The sequence below is a fragment of the Corynebacterium sp. HMSC11D10 genome, assembly GCF_001806995.1.
In the GTDB taxonomy this organism is placed as follows: domain Bacteria; phylum Actinomycetota; class Actinomycetes; order Mycobacteriales; family Mycobacteriaceae; genus Corynebacterium; species Corynebacterium coyleae.
In genome coordinates, this window is the sequence record NZ_KV787077.1 from 1 (window position 1) to 22,210 (window position 22,210).

General features: G+C 62.3%; 20 protein-coding genes. 12 read left to right on the plus strand and 8 right to left on the minus strand.

Annotation, left to right across the window (positions count from 1 at the left end; translation table 11 throughout):
- Positions 1 to 7: 7 nt before the first annotated feature.
- On the minus strand, positions 8 to 928 hold the full coding sequence (locus HMPREF3120_RS09730) for a GIY-YIG nuclease family protein (protein WP_141739423.1): 921 nt from the start codon (positions 926 to 928) through the stop codon (positions 8 to 10).
- 263 nt (positions 929 to 1,191) lie between these two features.
- Here HMPREF3120_RS09730 and HMPREF3120_RS09735 point away from each other — a divergent pair, with 263 nt between their 5' ends.
- Positions 1,192 to 1,839 carry a Fic family protein gene (locus tag HMPREF3120_RS09735; RefSeq protein WP_070452839.1) on the plus strand — a complete coding sequence of 216 codons (648 nt, stop codon included), beginning with the start codon at positions 1,192 to 1,194 and terminating at the stop codon, positions 1,837 to 1,839.
- Here the strand turns inward: HMPREF3120_RS09735 and HMPREF3120_RS09740 are convergent.
- Positions 1,836 to 2,282, minus strand: coding sequence for a hypothetical protein (locus HMPREF3120_RS09740; protein ID WP_070452842.1), 447 nt, complete (start codon positions 2,280 to 2,282; stop codon positions 1,836 to 1,838). The genes HMPREF3120_RS09735 and HMPREF3120_RS09740 overlap by 4 nt on opposite strands.
- Before the next feature lie 275 nt (positions 2,283 to 2,557).
- Here HMPREF3120_RS09740 and HMPREF3120_RS09745 point away from each other — a divergent pair, with 275 nt between their 5' ends.
- From HMPREF3120_RS09745 to HMPREF3120_RS09765, 5 genes are all read left to right on the plus strand, one after another.
- Positions 2,558 to 3,727, plus strand: a complete 1,170-nt coding sequence (locus HMPREF3120_RS09745; RefSeq protein ID WP_070452847.1) for a Fic family protein — start codon at positions 2,558 to 2,560, stop codon at positions 3,725 to 3,727.
- A 278-nt stretch (positions 3,728 to 4,005) separates the two neighbouring features.
- A complete protein-coding gene (locus HMPREF3120_RS09750) occupies positions 4,006 to 5,367 on the plus strand; it encodes an SLC5/6 family protein (RefSeq protein WP_070452850.1) in 1,362 nt (453 codons plus the stop codon).
- A 144-nt stretch (positions 5,368 to 5,511) separates the two neighbouring features.
- Positions 5,512 to 6,753 (plus strand): inorganic phosphate transporter, encoded by a 1,242-nt coding sequence (locus HMPREF3120_RS09755; protein ID WP_083284876.1) that lies wholly within the window; start codon positions 5,512 to 5,514, stop codon positions 6,751 to 6,753.
- 13 nt (positions 6,754 to 6,766) lie between these two features.
- Complete coding sequence (locus tag HMPREF3120_RS09760) at positions 6,767 to 7,024, plus strand: hypothetical protein (RefSeq protein ID WP_070452853.1); 258 nt, start codon at positions 6,767 to 6,769, stop codon at positions 7,022 to 7,024.
- 431 nt (positions 7,025 to 7,455) lie between these two features.
- Positions 7,456 to 8,721: an amino acid permease gene (locus HMPREF3120_RS09765; RefSeq protein ID WP_070452856.1), complete on the plus strand. Its 1,266-nt coding sequence runs from the start codon at positions 7,456 to 7,458 to the stop codon at positions 8,719 to 8,721.
- Between the two features lie 134 nt (positions 8,722 to 8,855).
- Here HMPREF3120_RS09765 and HMPREF3120_RS09770 read toward each other — a convergent pair whose 3' ends face one another.
- Together HMPREF3120_RS09770 and HMPREF3120_RS09775 are read right to left on the minus strand one after the other, a co-directional pair.
- Positions 8,856 to 9,323, minus strand: a complete 468-nt coding sequence (locus tag HMPREF3120_RS09770) for a hypothetical protein (protein WP_070452859.1) — start codon at positions 9,321 to 9,323, stop codon at positions 8,856 to 8,858.
- Positions 9,324 to 9,576: 253 nt separating this feature from the next.
- Complete coding sequence (locus HMPREF3120_RS09775; protein ID WP_070422077.1) at positions 9,577 to 10,032, minus strand: hypothetical protein; 456 nt, start codon at positions 10,030 to 10,032, stop codon at positions 9,577 to 9,579.
- 265 nt (positions 10,033 to 10,297) lie between these two features.
- Between HMPREF3120_RS09775 and HMPREF3120_RS09780 the strand changes: the two genes are divergently transcribed.
- The 3 genes from HMPREF3120_RS09780 to HMPREF3120_RS09790 all read left to right on the plus strand — a co-directional run bounded on the left by HMPREF3120_RS09780 (position 10,298) and on the right by HMPREF3120_RS09790 (position 16,614).
- Positions 10,298 to 12,034 carry an ATP-binding protein gene (locus tag HMPREF3120_RS09780; protein WP_070452877.1) on the plus strand — a complete coding sequence of 579 codons (1,737 nt, stop codon included), beginning with the start codon at positions 10,298 to 10,300 and terminating at the stop codon, positions 12,032 to 12,034.
- A gap of 211 nt (positions 12,035 to 12,245) precedes the next feature.
- Positions 12,246 to 15,089, plus strand: a complete 2,844-nt coding sequence (leuS, locus tag HMPREF3120_RS09785) for a leucine--tRNA ligase (RefSeq protein ID WP_070452862.1) — start codon at positions 12,246 to 12,248, stop codon at positions 15,087 to 15,089.
- Positions 15,090 to 15,561: 472 nt separating this feature from the next.
- Complete coding sequence (locus HMPREF3120_RS09790) at positions 15,562 to 16,614, plus strand: DUF2189 domain-containing protein (protein WP_070452865.1); 1,053 nt, start codon at positions 15,562 to 15,564, stop codon at positions 16,612 to 16,614.
- Here HMPREF3120_RS09790 and HMPREF3120_RS09795 read toward each other — a convergent pair.
- Complete coding sequence (locus HMPREF3120_RS09795) at positions 16,604 to 17,539, minus strand: acrylyl-CoA reductase family protein (protein WP_070452868.1); 936 nt, start codon at positions 17,537 to 17,539, stop codon at positions 16,604 to 16,606. The genes HMPREF3120_RS09790 and HMPREF3120_RS09795 overlap by 11 nt on opposite strands.
- 35 nt (positions 17,540 to 17,574) lie before the next feature.
- Here HMPREF3120_RS09795 and HMPREF3120_RS09800 point away from each other — a divergent pair, with 35 nt between their 5' ends.
- From HMPREF3120_RS09800 to HMPREF3120_RS09810, 3 genes are read left to right on the plus strand one after another with little or no spacing between them, the layout of a single operon-like run.
- Complete coding sequence (locus HMPREF3120_RS09800) at positions 17,575 to 18,066, plus strand: VanZ family protein (protein WP_070452880.1); 492 nt, start codon at positions 17,575 to 17,577, stop codon at positions 18,064 to 18,066.
- Positions 18,063 to 18,425 (plus strand): YidH family protein, encoded by a 363-nt coding sequence (locus HMPREF3120_RS09805; protein ID WP_070452871.1) that lies wholly within the window; start codon positions 18,063 to 18,065, stop codon positions 18,423 to 18,425. The genes HMPREF3120_RS09800 and HMPREF3120_RS09805 overlap by 4 nt, the downstream gene beginning before the upstream one ends.
- Entirely contained in the window at positions 18,422 to 18,739 is a 318-nt protein-coding gene (locus tag HMPREF3120_RS09810; protein WP_246815466.1) for a DUF202 domain-containing protein, read from the plus strand. Before HMPREF3120_RS09805 ends, HMPREF3120_RS09810 begins: the two co-directional genes overlap by 4 nt.
- Before the next feature lie 36 nt (positions 18,740 to 18,775).
- Here the strand turns inward: HMPREF3120_RS09810 and HMPREF3120_RS09815 are convergent, their stop codons facing one another.
- From HMPREF3120_RS09815 to HMPREF3120_RS09825, 3 genes are all read right to left on the minus strand, one after another.
- On the minus strand, positions 18,776 to 20,098 hold the full coding sequence (locus tag HMPREF3120_RS09815) for an IS1096 element passenger TnpR family protein (protein ID WP_070452874.1): 1,323 nt from the start codon (positions 20,096 to 20,098) through the stop codon (positions 18,776 to 18,778).
- 23 nt (positions 20,099 to 20,121) lie between these two features.
- The gene (gene dcuC, locus HMPREF3120_RS09820; RefSeq protein WP_070422071.1) at positions 20,122 to 21,546 is read right to left on the minus strand and encodes a C4-dicarboxylate transporter DcuC; all 1,425 of its coding nucleotides are present in this window, start codon (positions 21,544 to 21,546) and stop codon (positions 20,122 to 20,124) included.
- Positions 21,547 to 21,622: 76 nt separating this feature from the next.
- Entirely contained in the window at positions 21,623 to 22,165 is a 543-nt protein-coding gene (locus HMPREF3120_RS09825; RefSeq protein ID WP_070484586.1) for a pirin-like C-terminal cupin domain-containing protein, read from the minus strand.
- Positions 22,166 to 22,210: the final 45 nt, after the last annotated feature.

The following is a 22,210-nucleotide window of genomic DNA, read 5'->3' on the forward strand; positions in this document are numbered from 1 at the left end:
AATACCCCTACCAACTACGCGCACTCAGCACCGGGCCGCTGATGGAGTTACCGCTGAGAAATGTGGCCGCAGCCGTAGGGCTGGGGAAGGGGATGTCTTTAGTCAGGTGCCGATTCTCGATGAAGTTTGCGAACATCTCTCGGTAGCGCGCAACGCTGGCAGGTGCGCTCGGAACGATGGAGTTGCTAAGTAACGCGCCTTTGAGGACAACAAACTTGTCGGCCGTCCGTCGAGCTTCACCGTAAAAAGATCCGGGCGTACCGATTTCAAACACAGGGTCGTCCACAGAGGCCGGCGATGCCGTACGGGTTGGTTTCGACTCTGAGTTATTTTGGTCGCCAAGCGGAGCTTCAAACGCGTTGATCCCTAATGCATTAAGAATCAACCGTGTGTTTTCGACGAAGTCCTTCAGCACCGGGAGATTTTCCTCGGCAACGTTGCCTGCGGGAGGTTCGCTCTTATTGCCGAGCTCGTAGCTGCCAACATCTTTAGCCAGCCTGTAAAAGGCGTTCTCAAGGTAGTTCAACTCTGTTTGGCCCCAAGAATTATCGCTAGTCACAAGGTAAATAGCCCGGTTAAACCAGGCTCGATCTTCGAGAGCCTGAAGCTCGCCTGCCTCGTCCAACTCGTCCCGGCTGTTGCGGTGATCTTTTCGTAGATGTTCATGCGCTCGCGCTAGGGGTCCCGAATTCTTGCGCGGTGCAGCCTGACCGACGTAGATGATCGGAGCGTCGGTTCCCTCCTCCGTGCCAACGAGGAAGTAGATGGCGTGGTTTTGCAGTTCTTCGCGAGAGTTGATGTCTGGGCGCCTCAGATCACGGACGGGGAGTGAGTAGACCCTTCCGAGCCAACCTCCGATCGATGCCTTAACAGGGCCATTTGCTGTTCCATCGATGAGGAAAAGTTGGATCGTTTTTTGCTTCGCCATGTTGTCCATTCTGTTCATGCAGGATGTACCACGACAATTCTTACGCATGCGCGGTGTTGGCGAGCGCGAATCCGCAACCAATAGCTGAAAGTAGCGCACCACGCCTCGAAAAATGCCAGGTCGCAGTTTTCCGGGATCGCTACTTTCAGCTATTGCTCCGCTCCGGCGGGCGGCCGGCGGCCGACGACCGGCGGTGGGGGCCGAGGCAGCCAGTCCCCTACACTCGATCCCATCAACCCCAACCGCCGGAACCGGGAGGCCCCATGAACGTCGGCCAACTTCTCGAGGTCATCTTCACCGCGGGTGTCGTCTTCGACAACCTCTCCACTAGCAGGCCCGCCACGGGTCGTTTCCTCAAAACCGGTGACACCACCGGCGTGCGCGGCCGCGGTGACCTCGCCCTGCTCGAGGATCTCAAGGCAGCCGGCGAGTTCATCCTCAGCAACACCGGTACCCCGATCAGTGCCGCCTACCTGCGGCGCATCAACGCCACACTGACGCGAAGCGCCGCGCTCAACCCGGGCAGTTTGCGTACCGACGACCAGGGCATCGGCGTGCGCACCCGCTACGGTCGCCACGAGCCGCCGGCGGTGTCGGAGCAGGCATTGGACATGCTGATAACCGAGGCGCTCAATAGCGACACCAGTAAAGACGCAGCGGTCGACCTGTTTCTCGAGATTGCCCGCGCGCAGCCGTTCGAAGACGGCAACAAGCGCACCGCTATCTTCGCCGCGAACAGTTACCTCCTCGGCGAGGGGTCGAGCCTGCTCCTTACGGTCCCCTTCGATGAGAAGGACCCGTCAGTCGCCGAGCACTTCACCGACCTGCTTGCCCGGTTCTACGTCTTCGGTGAGAAGGAGCCGGTGAGGGAGCTATTGGTGGGGCGAGCGTTCGTCGATAGGCAGCGCTAGCGCAGGCTGACCCGCGCGGCACCCTCGAGCGCCGCGAACATCACCGCTGCAAATGCGGCGCCGAGCAACGTGTGCGGCTTCTTCACGCCCCGGCGCTCGAGTGCGCGGGCGAGTTTCGTCTGGACGACAACGTGCAGGCGCAGGCCCAGCGCATTCAGCGCGATCCCACCGGCGAGCAGCCCCCACGTGACCTTCGGGTTCGTGGTGTCGGGCTTCTCTTCCACCTTGGCGGTGACGTCGTGGTCGGTGTCCTCGTAGACGGTGTCGAACTCCGCCACCGCCGCCGCGTACGCGCCGAGGATCGCCGTCCACGCGAAGATGCGACCCGGGGTGGAACGGACGTAGTCGGGTACCGCGATCAGGGCGCCGGCGATGGCGGATTGGGTGAGGCGGTCGGTGGTGGTGTCGTCGTGAAGCGATGCGCTGCGGGTTGGCTGAGTCATGGGGCCGAGCGTACCGGCTCCCGTGCTGCCTCTCCAGGCTTCATGTGCAGGTCTCGATATGCGTAACCCCTGGTCACGGCGTTTCTGGGAAAATCGGCCGAAATTTCGGAAAATGCTCTGACCGGCACTTACGCATATCGAGCCCTGCATATGAACGGAAACGGGCGGTTCGGCGAGGCCACGGAAACGGGCACGTCGGTAAGGCCACCGAAACTTTGGCGGTCCGCGAAAACCACCAAACTTAGGGGCGTAAGTTTGGTGGTAGTTTCAAAATCATGACTTGGCCCAACGTTGATAGCGAGACGCTGCCGTGGACACCGTCGCCTGCTGGGTACTCGCGACGGGCGATTCGGAATGCGCCGCGTCAATACGCAGCGGCCGTGGTGCCACGCATTGCCAACGAACGCGTTGCACTGTCGCAGGAGACGCAGACGATCCTGGACGCAGCAACGATTGAGACGGTTCGTTTCGACGCCACCGAGGCCCACCGGGTCGTACCGTTTACGCCGTTGTTGTTGCGGAGCGAGTCGGTGGCGTCGAGTCGGATTGAGAAGCTGACGTCGTCGGCAAGGAAAGTGCTGGAAGCCGAGGTGACTGGACGAGGCAGCGCCAACGCGAACCTCATCGTGGCCAACACACGGCAGATGGCGGCGGCGGTGGAGAACGCGCGGGCGGACGTCCAAGGGATCGTGGAGATGCACCGGATTCTGCTGGGGCAGTCTTCGCCGAACATCGCAGGGCGGCTGCGTGACCAGCAGGTTTGGGTCGGCGGTAGCGACCACTCCCCCGCCGGCGCTCTGTTTGTTCCGCCGCACCACCGCCACCTCGAGGCGTTGATGAAGGATCTCGGCGCGTTCATGCAGCGCGACGACATGCCGGCGCTGGCGCAGGCGGCGATTGCGCACGCGCAGTTTGAAACGATCCACCCGTTCGCCGACGGCAACGGCCGCACAGGGCGAGCGCTCGTCCACGTGTTAATGCGGAGCCGTTGCTTAGCGACGACCACCGCACTGCCCATCTCTGCCAGCCTCCTCACCGACACCACACGATATTTCGCAGCACTGGACGCGTACCGCGCTGGTGATGTCGATGGCATCGTCCAACTGTTCGCCCGGGCATCGATCGAAGCCGCACGGCGCGGAGCGCGGTTGGCAGAAGAGCTCACGCAGATCCGCAACGAGTGGAACGGCCTGCTCACCGCACGTGCTGATGCCCTCGCCTGGCGAGTCCTCGACCTCCTCGTGCAGCGCCCCGTACTGACAACCGCCGCCGTGTCCGCAGAGTTCAGCGTGTCAGCGGAGACCGCCCGCAACGCACTCGAGCGCCTGGAAGCCGACGGGATCGCCGTGTCCGCGCAGTTAGATAAGCGCCAACGCGGGTGGCGCTCCCCCGACGTGCTCGAACTTCTCGACGAGTTCGCCGACCGCGCCGGCCGCCGAACCTAGCGCCGGCCGCGGTTGCGTCGTTACCAGTTTCCGTTTCGGCTCTCACGCTGCCCCTCCAGGCTTCATATGCAGGTCTCGATATGCGTAACCCCTGGTCACGGCGTTTCTGGGAAAATCGGCCGAAATTTCGGAAAATGCTCTGACCGGCACTTACGCATATCGAGCCCTGCATATGAACGTAACGCCCCCGACTCACCTTGGCGTTCCGCACGAACCACCGACAACCCCACCGCACAAAAACACGCAGCGTGCCGGAGGCGCCTGTACCGTAATTCTTTATGACAAAACCGGAGCTGCCGGAGCAGTACAGCGATGAACACCTGGAACTCGCGCGTGACGAGTTCGACGCGGAGAACCTCACCGACGCGGATATCGACCAGATCAAGGAGCAGCGTGAGGGCGACGAACCAGACGGTTCGTTTATGCGTTGGGTGATCACGCTCTTCGGTACCGGCGTGGGTGCGGGCATCCTGTTCTTGCCGATTAATGCGGGGAGTTTCGGGTTCTGGCCGTTGGTCGTCGCTACGCTGCTTATTGCTCCGATGGTGTTTTTCTCGCATCGGACGTATGCGCGCATTGTGGCGGCGTCGCCAGTGAAGGGCCTGGATGTGCTGCAGGTGATTACGGCGCTGACGGGCCGCAAGCGGGGGTTTGCGTCGGCGGTGCTGTATTGGTTGGGGATTTATCCCACTGTGTTGATTTACGGCATTTCGATTACGAACACGCTGGACAGTTTCATCGTCAATCAGTTGGGTGGCGCGCAGGTGGACCGGTGGGTGCTGGCCACGGTGTCGGTGGGCATCATGACGGGTGCCTACGCGTTGGGCAAGAAGATCACGCTGTGGATCGCGAATGCACTGGTGTATCCGCTGATCATTGCGCTTGCGGCGGTGTCGTTGTATCTGATTCCGCGGTGGGACTTTGCCAGTTTCCGTGGCTACGAGTCGGATGTTCCGGTGTGGCAGGGCCTGCTGTTGATTCTGCCGGTGTTGGTGTTTTCGTTCAGCCACATGGCGGCGTTGAGCCAGTTCGCGTTGGATGTGCAGAAGAAGAAGGACGGCGACGTTGAGGCTGTCGAGCGTGAGGTGTCCAAGGTGGAGTTGGTCACGGCGCTGATGCTGGTGGCGTTCACTATGTTTTTCGTGTGGTCGTGCGCGCTGTCGCTCGGCGCGGAGGGTATGGATGCGGCGCGCGAGCAGAATGTGCCGGTGCTGTCGTATCTGGCCAATGAGACGGATACGCCGTTCATGGCGTGGATGAGCCCGATCATTGCCATCGCTGCGATTGTCACGTCGTACTTCGGTCACCTCCTGGGGACGGAGGAGGGCACCGGCTATCTCGTGCGCGTGGTCGCGCCGGGCTTTGCGTCTCGCGTATCGACGACCACCCTGCGCTGGTCCGTCAACATCTTCGTCTTTGTCACCGCGGTGTTGGTGGCGGTGGCGAACCCGTCGATTCTGGACATGATTTCGGTGGTCGGCGGCATTTTCGTTGCGTTCTTGGTCTACATCATGCCGGTGTTGCTGTTCCATAAGGCGGTGGCGTTTAAGCACTACGCGCGTCGCCCGGACACGATCTTTGTGCTCGTGGTGGGGTTGGTGATCATGGGTGTCACTGTGTGGAACATCGTGGCTGGCTAACTACCCCCAGAAGGTGAACGCTAGGTGCCGTAGACCGGAAACCCCCAGGTAAAGCAAAGTAGCACCAAAGGGGTTGGTAAACGGGAGGTTAATGGCGCGACCGTAAGTTTCTTAAGTGCTAATTAGGGCGCATAATGCCAGGATGTGAGCATCACTATCCTCCTCGTCCTAATTATTGTTGTGGCGCTGTTTTTTGATTTCACGAACGGCTTCCATGACACCGCGAATGCGATGGCGACGTCGATTGCTACTGGCGCGTTGAAGCCGAAGACGGCTGTGGCGTTGGCTGGCATTTTGAACCTCATCGGCGCGTTCTTGTCGGTGGCGGTGGCCAAGACCGTGGCCAACGGCATTGTGAAGCTAGACGTGTTTGACCTCAGCGACACGGTTGAATCGGAGCGGCTCCTGCTGGTCGTGTTCGCGGGCCTGACGGGCGCCATTCTGTGGAATTTGTTTACGTGGCTGTACGGCATCCCGTCGTCGTCGTCACACGCGCTGTTCGGCGGTCTGATTGGCGCGGCGATCGCGGCGATTGGCTGGCAGGGCGTTGTATGGGGCGGCGTGCTGCACAAGATCATCCTGCCGGCGTTGTTTGCGCCGTTCGTGGCTGGTCTCGTCGCAATGATTGGCACCTGGCTGGTGTACCGCCTGACGTCGAATGCGGAGAAGGAGCACCGCGACAATTACTTCCGTTGGGGCCAGATTGGTACGGCGTCGCTGGTGGCGTTGGCGCACGGTACGTCGGATGCTCAGAAGACGATGGGTGTGATCTTCCTGGCTATGGTGGCCGCGGGTCAGTTTGATTCGGATCACACGATGCCGTTTTGGATCCAGGCGTCCTGTGCGCTCGCCATCGCGATTGGCACCTACTCGGGTGGTTTCCGCGTGATCCGCACCCTGGGCAAGGGTCTGGTGGAGATTCACCCGCCGCAGGGTATGGCTGCGGAGACGTCGTCGGCGGCGATCATTCTGACGTCGTCGCACTTGGGCATGGCCTTGTCGACGACCCACGTCGCCACCGGTTCCATCATGGGCTCCGGCCTGACGGGCCCGAAGGGCGAGGTGCGTTGGGGCGTTGCCGGCCGCATGGCCATCGCGTGGATCACCACCCTGCCGATCGCCGCGTTCGTCGCGTTTGTCACCTGGTGGGCGGCCCGTTGGGTCTCGGACTTTGGCGGCGACCTCGTGTGGGGCGGCATCATGTTGGCAGTGGTGCTTGTGATCTGCGGCGGTTACATGTTCATCGTGGCGCAGCGCGAGCCGGTGCACCGCGACAATGTCAACGATGACTGGGAGAGCGATTCGCTTATCGACGAACCCACCACCCCCCACCGCGGCGAACCCGCCCACATCGTGGATACGACCCGCGGCCTGGACCACCAGTAAAGAGGTATAGGTCATGCTTGAAATTCTGAAGTCTCTGTTGATGGTGCTCGGCACCGGCTTGCTGCTCGGCGCTGGCCTGCCGGCGTTGTTCTCGTTGAGCATCCACTTCCTGTCGCCTGAGGAGGACGGCACGGCACCCGTGGGTGCGCGCCGGGTGATCGGCTGGGTGTTCCTAGCTATGGTGCTGGTGGCGGTGGTTGCGGCGATTCTGCTGATCGCCCGCGAGCGCATCGAGTACTTCACCGGATGGGACCCGTATCCGTTCCTCTAGTCACATGCGTCACATTGATTTTTAGTGTGTATGCAGGGATTATTCGCTCGGGCCAATCGTTGGTGTTGACAAACTATTTGGCCCGGCCTAGGGTTGCCTCAAGATGAACGGAAGGTGAACAACCTTCACGCTTTGAAAGGAGGTGAACCCGCATGATGAACCTGTTCGACCAGATTCGCGCGTGGTTCCGCGATGAGGACCGTGGCCTTGCCACGCACATCGACGTGTCCCCGCTGGCAGTCCTCCCCCGCGCATAAGCGGTAAACGGCATGTACGCCCGCGTCCCCGAGGTTTGGGGCCGCGGGCGTTTTTCGTCGATAAGCAAAGGCGTGGTCTATGATCCGTGTGGCGTATGACACCCCCTAGCGAGGAAGGCGACATTGACCACACCAGCGCGTGAATTTAACTTAGACCATCTGACAGATGCGGACATGCGGCAAATCAAGGCCGAACGTGCCGCTGACGCGCCCGACGGCAGCACCCTGTCCTGGGCGATCACCCTGTTCGGTACCGCAGTCGGTGCGGGCATCCTGTTCCTGCCTATCGACGCCGGCTCGTTCGGCATCCTCCCCCTCATCTTCATCTCCCTGCTGGCGTTCCCGATGGTGTTCATGTCGCACCGCACGTACTCGCGCATCGTGTCGGCATCGCCGGTGAAGGGCCTCGACGTCCTGCAGGTGGTTACCGCCCTGTCCGGCCGCACCCGTGGCTTGATGACGGGCCTGATGTACTGGCTGTCCATCTACCCCATCGTGTTGATCTACGGCGTGAGTATCACCAACACGATGGACAGCTTCCTGGTCAACCAATTGGGCGGGCCGCAGCTGCCGCGTTGGGTCCTGGCGGCGCTGTGCGTGGGTGTGCTCACCGGCGCCTACGCAATGGGTAAGAAGGCGACCCTGGCGTTTGCCAACATCCTGGTCTACCCGCTGATCATCGCGCTCGCGGCCGTGTCCATCTACCTCATCCCCCAGTGGGACCTGGCCAGCTTCCGCTCCTACCAGTCCGACACCCCAACCTGGCAGGCGCTGCTGCTGATCCTGCCGGTCTTCGTGTTCTCCTTTAGCCACATGCCGGCGATCTCCCAGGCGGCCCTCGACGCGCAGAAGCGTTTCGATGGCGACGAGAAGGCCACCGAAAAGCTCGTCTCCAAGATCGAAGCCATCTCCGCGATCATGCTCGTCGGCTTCACCATGTTCTTCGTCTGGTCCTGCAGCCTCGCACTCGGTGCCGACGGCATGGACGCCGCCCGCGAAGCGAACATCCCGGTCCTGTCCTACCTGGCCAACGAAACCCACGCGCCGTTCCTGGCGGTGCTCTCCCCCATCGTCGCCCTGTGTGCGATCGCGTCGTCCTACTTCGGCCACGTCATGGGTGCCGAGGAAGGCACCACCTACCTCGTGCGCGCCGTCGCCCCGAAGTTTGCCGACCGCGTCAGTCCCCAAGCCATGCGTTGGGGCATCTACGTCTTCGTGTTCGTCACCACCGTCATCGCAGCCGTGGTCAACCCGTCCATCCTGGACCTGATCTCTGTCGTCGGCGGCGTATTCATCACCTTCCTGGTGTACATCGTGCCGATGCTGCTCTTCCGCAACGCCAAGGCCTTCCGCCGCTTTGCCAACAAACCCGAAACGATCTTCGTGTTCGTCCTCGGCGTGATCATCATGGGCGTCGCCATCTGGCAGATGTTTATGTAACGCGCGCAGGGTCCGCACGGGGGTTGCGGACTCCGCATTGCGGACAATTGGGCTCGCGCCAACCGTTGGTATGTACCAACGAAAAAAAGCCGCTCCGGTCGTAGCCGGAGCGGCTTTGGTGTTCTAAGGCGAAATTAGAACGGCAGGAACTGCTGGATCATCGGGCCGACGACCGGGGCGAGAACGCCACCGATCAGGACCAGAGCGGAGATGACGGTGCCTGCGATGATGCCGGCCTTCTCGCTGTCAGTGATCGGCTGGGACTTGAAAGTCTCGCCCTGGGCGCAAGCGCGGAGTGCAGCGAGGTTATTTGCGTCATTGGCGGAGGTCTCGTCGGAGGAGCCGAAAGCCTCGCCAATCTTGGAGGAGGTCTGGGCGGAGTCGATAAGGTTATTGGCCTTATCCGAGTCCAGGAGCTTCTTAACCTTGACCGGGTCCTTGAGACCGTTCGTGTATTCGATGTTGGACGGCTTGTCAAAGGTCATGTTGCAGGCGTTGCGGCCCTGGACCTTGGTCATCGTGTTGGACGCAGCGTTGGCGTCAACAGCGCCGAGGGAAAGGGCCATGGTTGCTGCCAGGGTGGCTGCGGCGATCTTCTTCACAGAGAAACTCCAATTCTTGGACAGGGGAAAAACAGATTCCACTTATGAAGATATTCCCATGTATGGCGGGTGACAATTACGGTCGCCGAAAGGGAATTTCGTCACCCCTGTTCGGGGCACTGCAGGCACCGTAGGTGTCACGGGCGTTGCGGACTCCGCATTGCGGACAACTGGGGGCGCACCAACTATCGGCGCCGGGCAACGAAAAAGCGGCCGTTCGGTGAGGAACGGCCGCGTGGTGTCGTCGCAAAGATTAGCGCGGGAGGAACTGCTGGATCATCGGGCCGACGAACGGCGATGCCAGACCAGCGATTGCCAAGATCACAGCGAGCACGGTGGAGCCGATGATGGCAGCCTTCTTGCCCGCGGTCATATCGGCGGTCTTGTAGTCCACGCCCTTCTTGCAGGCGTCGATGGCCTCGAGGTTGTTGGCGCCGTTGATGAGCTCCTGGTCGGAGGAGCCGAAAGCCTGGCCGAGGTCAGCGCTGGTGCGCACCAGGCCGTTCTTGTTGTCCGGGAGGATGTCCTTGACCTTTTCGTCAACCTTGGCCGGTGCGACCTCGATCTTGTTCTTCTGGCCATCGAGGGTCAGAACGCAGACGCGGTCGTCGCCCGTGCCGCGCATCTCGTTGGTTGCGGCGTTGGCCTGAACAGCGCCGAGGGAAAGGGTCATGGTTGCTGCCAGGGTGGCTGCGGCGATCTTCTTCACGGGAGCTCCAAGTCTTAGAGGGGAGTTATGAACAGCTATCAATATAGCCAGTTGTCGTTATTAATTTGTAATGTAGGGACATTTTGGGGCGAATAAATGCGCAGGAAACAATTCCGAAAGATATAGAAAGATATCGGAACAATTCGCTGACCTGGGGAAACGTCTGTAGATGCCTGCCCCGCAAGCCCGCTATATCTTTTCTATATCTTTCAAATCCCAAAAACGGCTCCGAAAACAATTCCCTGGGGAAATGTACAATCGCACCATGGTTACAGAATCTGCCTGGGATGATCTTCTCCCAAACGTGCGTGATGCGCTTCAGGCGATCAATGACGGGGCAACGGCGGACTCGCAGGAGTCGCTCATCTTGGAGTTCAAGGAGGACCCCGCCGCTCGAGGGGGAGGACAGGCGGAGAGGGAGCGGTTCGTCGACAAGTTGGTGGATGAGGCCGTCTGCATGGCGAACGGGGAAGCAGCCATGGGGTACATCGTGGTGGGTGTCGCCGACAAGGTTCCCGGGAGGGAAGCGTTTACGGGTACCAAACTGGATGAAGAAAAGATCACTCACCGGATCTTCGTCAAGACGAACCCCAACATGAACGTCCAGGTCACGGCGTTGGATGCGTGGGGCGCAAGGCTCGTTGTTATTCACGTCCCTGAAGCGCGGGCGTTGTATACGCGTAGCGACGGCGCCGCGAAGAAGCGCACCGCAGACGGCCAATTCTCCTGCAAGGAGATGACGGAAGAGGAGCGTCGCGCTATCGACGCGGCACGTCGCAACCCGGACTACTCAAACGGACCAGCCGATATCTCGATAGACGACTTGCCGTTAGCGGTAGTTGACGAGGCACGCAGGATGCTCCGCCAACACCGCAGGACACGCGGCCTCGATGCTGCCGTCCCTCAGACCACAACGGGACTGTTGCGGGAACTTGGGCTTTTGCGTGACGACGGCAAACTTAAACGTGCCGGCGAAATTCTCCTGGCCAGTCCAGGGCCAACGGACGTTGTTGTGCGCCACCTTTGGCGGACGTTGCCGGGTGAGGAACCCCGGGCGACGTTGATTTCAGACCCGGTCCTGCTGGCACTGCCCCGCCTTCGCCGACTGATCACCGAAAACGGTGACACTGAGATTGAACGGGTCCAGTTTGACGACGGTGAAGAGGTTGCCATCAGCCGTTTTCCCGAGCAGGCCGTTGATGAAGTTGTTGCGAATGCATTCATTCACCGCGACTGGCGACTGCCCGGCCCGGTGGTTGTCGAGCAGTCCAATCGAACGCTTAAAGTCACCTCCCCTGGCCCACTCCCGCCAGGTGTGACCCGGGACAAACTCCTATCTACGTCCTCGGTTCCGCGGAACAACCGGCTGATGGCGGCAATGCGCACGCTGGGCTTGGCGGAAGAAAGCTCTCGTGGTTTTGACCGTATGTGGGCAACCATGCTCCGAACCGGACGCAGTGAGCCGGAGGTTATCGCAACCGATGTGAACGTCCAAGTGATTCTGGCTGCACAAAAACCGGACGTGGACTTCATCAAGGGGCTGAGGAGGCTGTCGAAGCGTTACGGGGAGGTTGTCGTCGATAGTGTGGCGTCCTTGATTGTGTTGTGGCACCTCAACTCCGCAGCGCTCATCACGGCAACGACCGCAGTGCAGAAAACCCAGCTCACATCGCTTGAAGTTAGGGAGCTCATGGACGACCTTGTGGACCGCGGCCTCCTCGATTCCGTAGCCGACGCAAACGAATGGACACTCAGTGGCGAGGCTCGGAAACTTCTCAACTTGGGCCAGGCGGGCGAACTGGCAACGGTCAGTATTCAGGAATGGATCGAGGCAAAGCTTCTCGACGGCGAAACCCTCCGGTCCGCCGACATCGCCGATCAAACCGGCGTCAGCGTTGCAGAGGCGGGCAGAATCCTGCGACACCTTCGAAGCTTCGGTAGGGCAAAGATCGATCCGGAAGGTCCCCCTCGTGGGCGTGGCACCCGCTGGATTCGCGCTTAACGGTGCGCGAAACAATTCCGAAAGATAGTGAAAGATATCGGAACAATTCGCTGACCTGGGGAAATGGCTGTAGAAGCCTGTCCGCAAGCCCGCTATATCTTTTCTATATCTTTCAAATCCCAAAAACGACCCCGAAAACAATTCCCTGGGGAAATGGCGTTCGGGGCGGAGGTCGCAGATAAACAATGCCTGTTCACTACACTGCATAACCATGACTGAGGCGACCCCGCACCGCTATACGGCCGAGCTGGCCAATGAGATCGAGAAGAAGTGGCAGGCGTACTGGCGCGACAACCAGACGTTTTACGCACCCAACCCGGTTGGTGATCTTGCTCCGCAAGCGTCGCAAGACCAGGTCGAACTGCCCAAGGACAAACTCAACGTTCAGGACATGTTCCCCTACCCATCGGGTGCGGGGCTGCACGTCGGCCACCCGCTGAGTTACATCGCCACGGATGTGTACGCGCGCTACAACCGCATGCTGGGCAAGAACGTGCTGCACACACTGGGTTATGACGCGTTTGGTCTGCCGGCAGAGCAGTACGCCATCCAGACCGGCACCCACCCGCGCACGACCACTGAGGCGAACATTGCCAACATGCGCCGCCAGCTGGCCATGCTGGGCCTGGGCCACGACCCGCGCCGCTCCGTTGCCACCACGGACCCGGAGTTTTATCGCTGGACGCAGTGGATCTTCCTGCAGATCTACAACGCCTGGTTCGACGAGGAGCAGCAGAAGGCCCGCCCGATCGAGGACCTCGTGCGCGACCTCATGTCCGGCGCTCGCCAGACCAAGGACGGCCGCAACTTCCGCGACCTGACCACCGAGGAGAAGCACAAGGCTATCGACGAGTTCCGCCTCGTCTACCTCTCCGACTCCATGGTCAACTGGTGCCCGGGCCTGGGCACCGTGCTGGCGAATGAGGAAGTCACCGCCGAGGGCCGTTCCGAGCGCGGCAACTACCCGGTCTTCCGTAAGCGCCTGCGCCAGTGGATGATGCGCATCACGGACTACTCCGACCGTCTGCTCGACGACCTTGACCTGCTCGAATGGCCGGAAAAGGTCAAGAGCATGCAGCGCAACTGGATCGGCCGCTCCCGCGGCGCAGAGGTCGTGTTCGAATCGCCCGCCGGCGACATCACCGTCTTCACCACCCGCCCCGACACCCTGTTCGGCGCGTCCTACGTGGTGCTCGCGCCCGAGCATTCGCTTGTCGACGACCTCGTGGCCGACTCCTACCCCACCGACGTCGACACCCGCTGGACCAACGGCGAAGCCACCCCGCGCGAAGCCGTCGACGCGTACCTGCGCTCCATCGCCGCCAAGTCTGATGTGGAACGCCAGGAAAACAAGGAAAAGACCGGCGTGTTTCTGGGCACCTACGCGGTCAACCCGGTCAACGGCGAGCAGGTCCCGATCTTCATCGCCGACTACGTGCTCACCGGCTACGGCACCGGCGCCATCATGGCGGTCCCGGCCCACGACGAGCGCGACTACGAGTTCGCCACCGTCTTCGGCCTGCCGATTACGCCTGTTCTCGACGGCGACGTGTCCGAAGCCGCCTTCACCGGCGACGCCACCCACATCAACTCCGCCAACGATTCCGGCCTGGACCTCAACGGTATGGGTAAGGATGAGGCGATTGAAGCGGCCCTTGGGTGGGTCGTCGATAAGCAAAAGGGCTCCGAGAAAATCCAGTACAAACTGCGCGACTGGCTGTTCGCCCGCCAGCGCTACTGGGGCGAGCCATTCCCCATCGTGTACGACGAAAACGGCCAGGCGCACGGCCTGCCCGAGGACATGCTGCCGGTCGAATTGCCGCAGGTAGAGGACTACAACCCCGTCGCCTTCGACCCCGAAGACGCCGACTCCGAACCCGCCCCGCCGCTGGCCAAGGCCACCGACTGGGTCGAAGTCGAACTGGACCTCGGCCACGGCAAGCAGAAGTACTGGCGCGACACCAACGTCATGCCACAGTGGGCCGGCTCGTCCTGGTACCAACTGCGCTACATCGACCCGACCAACACGGATGCGCTGGTGGACATTGAGAACGAGCGCTACTGGACCGGCCCGCGCCCCGAGGAGCACGGCGCCAACGACCCCGGCGGCGTTGACCTGTACGTCGGCGGCGTCGAACACGCCGTGCTGCACCTGCTCTACGCGCGCTTCTGGCACAAGGTGCTTTACGACCTCGGCTTTGTCACCTCCAAGGAGCCCTACCGCCGCCTGTTCAACCAGGGCTACATCCAGGCCTACGCCTACACCGACTCCCGCGGCGTCTACGTCCCCGCGGCCGAGGTCGAGGAGAAGGACGGCAAGTTCTTCTACCAGGGCGAAGAGGTCAACCGCGAGTACGGCAAGATGGGCAAGTCCCTGAAGAACTCTGTCGCACCCGACGAGGTTGTCGAGGACTACGGCGCTGACACCCTGCGCGTTTACGAAATGTCCATGGGCCCGCTCGACACCTCCCGCCCGTGGGCAACCAAGGACGTCGTCGGCGCACAACGCTTCCTGCAGCGCCTCTGGCGCCTGGTCGTGGATGAGGCCACCGGCGAGGTCACCGTGGTGGACGCTTCGTTGACGGAAGACGACCTCAAAGCCCTCCACCGCACCATCGCCGGCGTACGCGACGACTACGCCCACCTTCGCGACAACACCGTCGCCGCGAAACTCATCGAGTACGTCAACTACCTGACCAAGACCTACCCGTCCGGCGCCCCTCGCGACGCCGTCGAGCCGCTGGTACAGATGGTCTCGCCGCTGGCCCCGCACATCGCCGAAGAACTCTGGTCCCGTTTGGGCCACCCCGAGACCATCACGTTCGAGCCGTTCCCCGAGTTCGACGAGCAATGGCTTACCGACGACACCGTCGAGGTCCCCGTCCAAATCAACGGCAAAGTCAAGGCCCGCATCGACGTGGCCACCGACGCCTCTAAGGACGACCTCGAAGCCGCCGCCCTTGCCGACGACCGCGTCGCCGCCTTGGTGGACGGCAAGACCGTAGTCAAGGTGATCGCGATCCCTGGCCGCATGGTCAACCTCGTGGTCAAGTAGGGGTTCTGCTCGGGTTCTGCTCGGGTTCTGCTGCCCTACCCTTTCTCATACCCTTCCCAAAAAAGTTCCCCGGATTCGGTCGAACCGGGGAACTTTTTTGTGCCCTGCCCGATCTGTCCTGGGCGTAGTGAATTTTCTTAGCCCGCCGGACGAAGAAAGTTCCCCGCCCGGGAACTATTTTGCCGGTGATGCCCAAAATGCCCGGCCTGCCTCACCCCGGGCGCCCCGCCGCCTCACCCCGACCCGCGGGCCCGGCCCCACCGCCCCCACCGCCCCGTCCGGCTGACAGATCACGGCGGAATCTGTCAGGCGCCGGTAAACGTGCAGGTCAGAAAACGTTCCTGACAGATTTTGCAAAGTTTGTCAGGAGGCGGCCCGGGCAGCGCCAACGTTCCGGCCCGGCGTCCCACCGCGCAGGGTTGTTAAACTCGGCTGGGCAAAACTGATACCTATCCGATGAAGGAAAACATCAATGTCCACTCCGAACAATGACGGCTTCGAGCCGTATCCGCAGCATCCGCAAGGAAGCCACCCGGAGAACGACGGGGGTTACCCGAGCTACGACAGTTACGCCGACCCCGCCGACGCCGGCAACTACGCCGACCAAGCCGGCAACTACCAAAACGGCTACAGCGACTACAGCGCGTTTGAGGTCAATTCGGCGGCGTCGATGGCGGGCAACACGGCGTTGCGGTTCCATGGCCAGCAGTTGACGGACAACGTTCCGGGCGATGGTGTGAGCCCGCACCCGATTAACGACCCGGCGAATAACGGCTGGTCGCATGTGAAGGGCACCGGCAAGCTGAACATTTTGGAGGCGATCGGCTGGGGCTTCAAGACCGTGTTTGGCAACCCGAAGCTGTGGTTGCCGCTTGGCGTGGTGTACCTGCTGCTGAGCGTGGCGGTGCAGTTTGTGCCGACGGTGGGCACCTGGATTCAGGTGGGCGGCACGACGGTGTTCGGCCCGTGGATGATTGGTGCGGCGTTGCAGGCGACGTTGGCGCGCAACCTGAGTTTCGGGGATGTGAAGTCGCCGACGTTTGGTAAGACGCTGGGCATGTCGGTGTTGTTGTCGGTCATCGCCATGCTTGGCATGACGGTGCTGCTGACGGCGCTGGGCATTGGTGCGTTTTCGGCGATCGATCCGACGATGATCCCGGAGAACCCGGAGGCGATCATGGATGACCCGGAGACGTTCTTTGCGGTGATGGGCCCGGTGATGGCGGCATTCGGCATTGGTTTGTTGGTGATGCTGCTGATCAGCCCGCTGTTTATGCTGCAGCCGTGGTTCGCGGGTGACAACAATGGCACGTTTGGCCAGGCGTTCACCGGTGGTTTCAAGGCGGGTGCGCGTAATTATGGCCGTCTGTTGGGCTTCGCGGTGTTGGCTGGTTTGATCAACCTCATTGGTGCGATCCCGTTTGGGCTTGGGTTGATTGTGACCCTGCCGGCGACGATGCTCGCGTTGGCGTACGGCTACCGGCAGATTTCGGCTGGTCCGGTGCCGCAGGAGCCTACAGCTTAACGACGACCCTTCCACCGCCCCGGCCCTCCAACAGGGCCTGGCCGGCTTCGATGACGCCATCCAATCCGATTGTTTCGGTGCGGATGGCGTTTGTGTTGAGGGAGGTGTCGAGGAGTGACCAGGCTTCGTCGCGAAGGTCGTTGGGGGTGTCGACGGAGTTCACACCGATCAGTTGGACACCGCGCAGGATGAACGGCAGGACGGAGGCGGGCAGGTCGTTGCCGGCGGCCATGCCGCATGCGGTGGCGACGCCGCCCCAGCGCAGTTGGGTCAGCGCGTTGGCCAGGATGTCGGAGCCGACGGTGTCGATCACGCCGCCGAGGCGCGCCTTCTGCAGCGGTTTGCCTTTGCCGGTGAAGTCGGCGCGGTCGAAGATTTCGGTGGCGCCGAGTTCGCGCAGCCAGGTGCTGTGTTCGTCGATACGCCCGGTGAGCGCCCAGACCTCGTGGCCGCGCTCCGCGAGCAGAGACACGGCGATGGAACCGACGCCGCCGGTCGCTCCGGTGACCAGGATGGGTCCGTCCACGGAGTAGGAGGCGCGCTCGAACGCCGCGACGGAGAGCGCTGCGGTGTAGCCGGCGGTGCCGATGGCGGCGGCGTCCTCGGCGGTGAAGCGGGATGGGACGCGGGTGATGTGGGTGTCGTCGATACGCACGCGCGGGGTGTAGCCACCGTGACGGCGCTCCCCCAGCCCGCGGCCGTTCACCGTGACCAGCGTGCCGTCTTCGAGGGTGCCCACCGCGTCGATGCCGGGGACGCGCGGCAGTTCGCGCAGGACACCGCGGTTGCCGGACAGTGCCATTGCGTCTTTGTAGTTCAGCGACGAGTGCGAGACGTTGATCAGCGTGTTGCCTTCGCCGGCGTATTCGTCGCGGGTTTCCACGATCTGGGGGCCATTGTCAGTAACCAGCAAGGTGCTATTCATGGTCGCCAGCCTAACGTGCGTCTACCGTGGGGCGGGTGAATACGACCAGAAGTAGACCGGCAACGGTCGCCGCGGCAGTGGTGACTGTCGTTGTCGTGCTTGCGTTTACGGTGGGTAAGGCGTTCGTGTCGATCCCGGGAGTGTGGGCGGCGGAGTCGCACCAGATCAGTCAGATCCGGCTGAATCCGTTGCAGACGTTCACGTATGCGCGGGTGTGGTGGGGTCCGTGGCTGAACTTGTTTGGCAACATTGCGCTGTTCATTCCGGTGGGGTTTGTGGCGTATCGGGGCTCGATCGTGAGGGCGCTCGCGGCAGGCACGCTGTTCAGCCTGGGCATCGAGACGGCGCAGTATCTGGGCGGGTGGGGGTATAGCGATACGGACGATGTCATCTGCAACGCGGCGGGTGCGTTGTTGGGGGCGGTGTGGGCGAGGGTGTCGTCGCAAAGAAACACGGTTTTGTGGGTGATCGCTGCGGTTGGGGTGGTTCTCCTGACGGTGTATGCGGCGCTAGGGTTGAGCGCATGAGTGAGCGTGGTTGGTTTACCCGGCGGGTGTTTCCGGATGGCAACGAGCCGGATCCGCGTTTCACCTTGGCTAACGAGCGCACATTCCTCGCGTGGACGCGTACTGCGCTCGCGTTTTTGGCGGGCGGGATTGCGTTGGAGGCGTTTGAGCTTCCGCGTATCGACGACACCGTGCGCTCCATCGCCGCCGCCACCATCATCGTGATCTCAATGGCTATTTCTGCAGGTGCTGCGGTGCGTTGGGTACGGATCGAACGCGCCTTGCGCCACGGCAAACCAATCCCGGCGCCGGCGATCGTGCCGATTCTGGGCATCGGTGTGTTCGTCGCCGCAGTGGTGGTCGGGGTGAGCCTGCTGTGAGCATCGTCGTTGCGGACCCCGGTCTGCAGCCGGAGCGCACCGCGATGAGTTGGACGCGCACCGGCCTGGCCATGCTGGTGTGTGCGGCGACGCTGTTGCGCTGGGCGGATGCCTACCCGGAGCTGATCGTGTTCGCGGTGTGTGCGCTCACGCTCGGCGCGGTGGCGATCGGGCTGCTGAACCGCCGGCTGTACAGGCGCGACGCATTTGCTCTTGCCGACGAGCGCAGCGCCCCGAACACCGCCCCCATCGCCATTCTCACCGCGATGATGCTGGGCATTGCCGTGGTGGGGCTCTACCTGGTGCTCGCCTGAGTTAACCGGGCGGGGCCAACCGGGCGGGGTCTAGACCTAGCCTTCGTAGTAGGCGCGGTGGAGGTGCATCATGGCGCGGCCTTCGTCGGAAAGCCCGGAGCGGCCCGGTTCGTACTCTTCGACGACGCAGAAGCCGTAAAGCCACGGGATGTAGTCGTCGATGTCGGGGTTGGGCTGGGGCTCGCCGATGAACCAGTCGACGGTGGCGCGCCACAGGTCTGCGCCCATGACGGATTCGAAGAAGCGGCGCAGGTTGTCGGCGTTGGCGGCGACGGCGTCGTCGCTGCTGAGGAAGGTCAGGCCCGCTTTGGTGGGGGTGAGGATTTCGTGGCGCTTCTTTAACAGGCCGGCGTCGAGAAGAAAATCGACGACGGTACCCGGGAACGGCAGCGCTGTGATCTCGCGGATCTCGCGGGATACCTCGGGGGTTAGCTCGCCCACGTTGTAGGGCACGCTGGCGATGAACAGGCTGATCAGGTCGCCGAACACCAAGGTCAGGGAGTTGGGGGCTTCGAGGTCATCGGTGTCGTCGAGAAGCCCTTCGAGCCCTTCGAGCCCTGGCAGGCCGGCGAAGCCGGGCAGGCTGGCCAGTTCGGCGAGTTCGGGGAAATCGGTGCCTTCGCCGAGGACGGAGTTGAAGAAGTCGGTCACGGCCGAGATCATCGCCGGGTTGCGCTCCGGGTGGGGGTCCACGTCCAGGATTTCGCGCAGGCCGGGCTGGGAGTTGATGAAGTTGTCAAAGCGCTCCGCCAGGCCTAGACCCTCGGATTCGGCGGCGGCCATCTCGTCGAAAAACTGCTCCTCGGCGACGTTGGCCATGCGGGAGGCGACCGTGACCGGGTCGGCGAAGGTCAGCCGGTCCAGCATGCGCTCCGGCGGCATGACCGGCAGGAAGCTAAACAGCAAGGTGACGGTGTCCACGTCGGGTTCGATACCGGCGGCGAGCAGGCGGGCCTGGCGGCGGAACTCGGTCATCATGGCGGGGCCGTTGCAGGCTTCGATGACGTCGGGGCCGGCGGCGTCGACAAGCATCGGCGTTGGCGCATCGATGTGGGAGGGGCCGAGGACTTCGACGTGGATGGACCAGTCGGCCGCCGCGTCGTAAATGTAGGTCATCGGCTCCATCTCAGCGACCGTGATGGTGTCTTCGTGCTGCTCACCCGCACCGGGGCTTTCGGCGTACACCTCGCGTTGCGTGCCGTGCTTGCCCACGAACAGGTGCGAGGACGCGCCGGAGAACCCGAGGGATGCGTCGATGACCTCGGCGAGCGCGCCGAGCGTCATGTCGGGGTCAACGTTGAAGCAACGTGAGATTTCCGGCGAAGAGTCTTCGACGGTGATCAGCACTGAGACAGTCATACCGGTCACAATACGGACTTTTGCTACACGACGAACAACAGCGCGCACACCACCGACGTGACCATGCCCGCTGCCAACGGCACGAGGGTGCGGCGCACCACGTCAACCGGGTTCACGTTCAGTGCGCCAGCGACGATGAGCACCGCAGCGTTGACCGGGGAAGCCTGGCGCATGGTGTTGGAGGCGGCCCAAATGGAGGTGAGCATCTGCGGGGCGGACACGGCGGAGTCTGCGGCGATGCCCGGCACCATTTCGGAGAACGCGAAGTACGGGGCCACGCCGGAGCCGGTGAGCATTGCCATGACAGAGGTGGCGATGACGAACACCAGCACCATCAGGATCGCAGCACCCGAGGACGCCTGGGCGAGGCTGGTCAGGCCCTCGATAACGCCCATCTGGGTGATGCCTTCCACCAGGATGGCGGCGGCGACGATGAGGGACACCACGCCTGCGGCGCCCTCGCCGAGGCCTTTGAAGAAGTCCTGGAGGGAATCCGCGGCGTAGTTCACGTCGCGCAGGCGGATGGCCTCGATGATCATGGTCAGCATGAGCGACACGACGGTCACGGGGAGAATGCCGGCCTCGAAACCGACGATGTCCAGGCGGTTCAGGATTGCGGAGACGATGATCAGCAGCAGCGGCATCAGCGGCAAGATGGCGTAGAAGCCCGGCAGGCCCTCGGCGCGCTCCATGGCTTCGTGGATGCGGCGGTCGGACTCTTCGTGCTTCGCGGCCTCCAGGTCGGCCTCGCCTGCGGCGGCACCGGCTTTGACCAGGTCCTTCTTGTCGCAGCGGTGCTGCCACCACATGTGCACAAACGCGATGACGATCAGGCCCGGGATGGTGGCCTTAGCCACGTTGCCGAAGGTGAACTCGGTGACCGTCATGCCGGTCAGGTCAGCGGCCTGAATCAGGCCCGCCTCCAGCGGGGACGGGGCAATAGTGGAGGCCGTAGCGACGATCGCACCCACCGTCAGCGGAGTCAGCCCCGCAGCGATCAACGCCGGCATGAGCGTGGCCACGAGCAACAGCGCCAACGCACTGGCAGAGGGCACCACGAACGACAGCAGCGTCGCCACCAAGTAGCCGATGGGTACGAGCCAATAGGAGCCGTTGAAGCGACGCAGCGGGCTAGACAGTGCCACTACGGTCTTTGCGTCGGCGCCGATGTGGCGCATGTAGCCGACGAAACCGAACAGCACCATAATTGCCATGCCGGTGCCGGCGAAACGGGACTTGAACAGGGCCTCGATGATGAGCAACTCGTCGTAGAACGCGTTGCCGGAAGATTCGAACTCGGTTGAGGCGTAGTCGATGCGGCCGGTTGCGGCGGCGATCATGAGCAGCAGCACACCGACTGCGAAAATGGCGGAGGCGGCGTGGACTTTTTTGTAAATGAAGTAGCCGACGGCAGCGACGGCCAAGACAGCAATCAGAATATATAGCACTATCCGATTATTGCGCTGTTACCGCATGTCTGCACGGTAAGTGGCCTATATGTGGGCAAGATCTCCCCGGTTCGTGTTACTCGGGAAGACCACCCAACACCAGCACGTGGGTGAAATGCTCGGAACGGTTCTCCAAACCGAGCGTGCGCTCACCCGGACCAATGAGCATGTGGGAGTGAGAGACCACCGAGGAGCGGTTGACCTCGATATCGCCGTCGCAGGCAATGATGGCGTACTCGAAGTCAGGGTTGAGCGTCATCGCAAGTTCAGCGTCCGTGGCAAGCGTCATCTGCGCTGCGACACACGGCGTGAGCGTCTCAATTTCTCCTTTGCGGCCGAACATTTCACCGATGAACACGTACGCCTCGCCGGCGGTTCGAGTGGTCACGGTACGCAGCGGAAACGCCTCAGGTTCGGCGATTTGCTGGCGGGCGGGCAACGCATCTGCCTCGATGAACATCTGCCCTTGAGGGCGGTCCAAATCGTCGCCGGTACGCAGCGAGCCGTTATGGCGCCAGGTCAGGCTGGCCAAGCCAACTGGCGCGTCATGCGGGCCGCTGAGCCCCAGTAAGCAGGTACTGGCGCGCCAGGGCCCAGTATGCAGCTCGATGAAAGTCATACGGGACACACTAGATGATGCGACGCTGCCGAGCTTGCTCTACGG

Excerpts from the sequence above, each read along its gene's own strand:
- HMPREF3120_RS09750 (WP_070452850.1), top strand. The coding sequence starts at position 4,006 with ATGACAAAACCGGAGCTGCCGGAGCAGTACAGCGATGAACACCTGGAA.
- HMPREF3120_RS09765 (WP_070452856.1), top strand. The coding sequence starts at position 7,456 with ATGCGGCAAATCAAGGCCGAACGTGCCGCTGACGCGCCCGACGGCAGC.
- HMPREF3120_RS09805 (WP_070452871.1), top strand. The coding sequence starts at position 18,063 with ATGAGTGAGCGTGGTTGGTTTACCCGGCGGGTGTTTCCGGATGGCAAC.
- HMPREF3120_RS09795 (WP_070452868.1), bottom strand. The coding sequence starts at position 17,539 with ATGAATAGCACCTTGCTGGTTACTGACAATGGCCCCCAGATCGTGGAA.
- HMPREF3120_RS09825 (WP_070484586.1), bottom strand. The coding sequence starts at position 22,165 with ATGACTTTCATCGAGCTGCATACTGGGCCCTGGCGCGCCAGTACCTGC.
- HMPREF3120_RS09815 (WP_070452874.1), bottom strand. The coding sequence starts at position 20,098 with ATGACTGTCTCAGTGCTGATCACCGTCGAAGACTCTTCGCCGGAAATC.
- HMPREF3120_RS09790 (WP_070452865.1), top strand. The coding sequence starts at position 15,562 with ATGTCCACTCCGAACAATGACGGCTTCGAGCCGTATCCGCAGCATCCG.
- leuS (WP_070452862.1), top strand. The coding sequence starts at position 12,246 with ATGACTGAGGCGACCCCGCACCGCTATACGGCCGAGCTGGCCAATGAG.
- HMPREF3120_RS09760 (WP_070452853.1), top strand. The coding sequence starts at position 6,767 with ATGCTTGAAATTCTGAAGTCTCTGTTGATGGTGCTCGGCACCGGCTTG.
- HMPREF3120_RS09745 (WP_070452847.1), top strand. The coding sequence starts at position 2,558 with ATGACTTGGCCCAACGTTGATAGCGAGACGCTGCCGTGGACACCGTCG.
- HMPREF3120_RS09730 (WP_141739423.1), bottom strand. The coding sequence starts at position 928 with ATGGCGAAGCAAAAAACGATCCAACTTTTCCTCATCGATGGAACAGCA.
- HMPREF3120_RS09735 (WP_070452839.1), top strand. The coding sequence starts at position 1,192 with ATGAACGTCGGCCAACTTCTCGAGGTCATCTTCACCGCGGGTGTCGTC.
- HMPREF3120_RS09780 (WP_070452877.1), top strand. The coding sequence starts at position 10,298 with ATGGTTACAGAATCTGCCTGGGATGATCTTCTCCCAAACGTGCGTGAT.
- HMPREF3120_RS09740 (WP_070452842.1), bottom strand. The coding sequence starts at position 2,282 with ATGACTCAGCCAACCCGCAGCGCATCGCTTCACGACGACACCACCACC.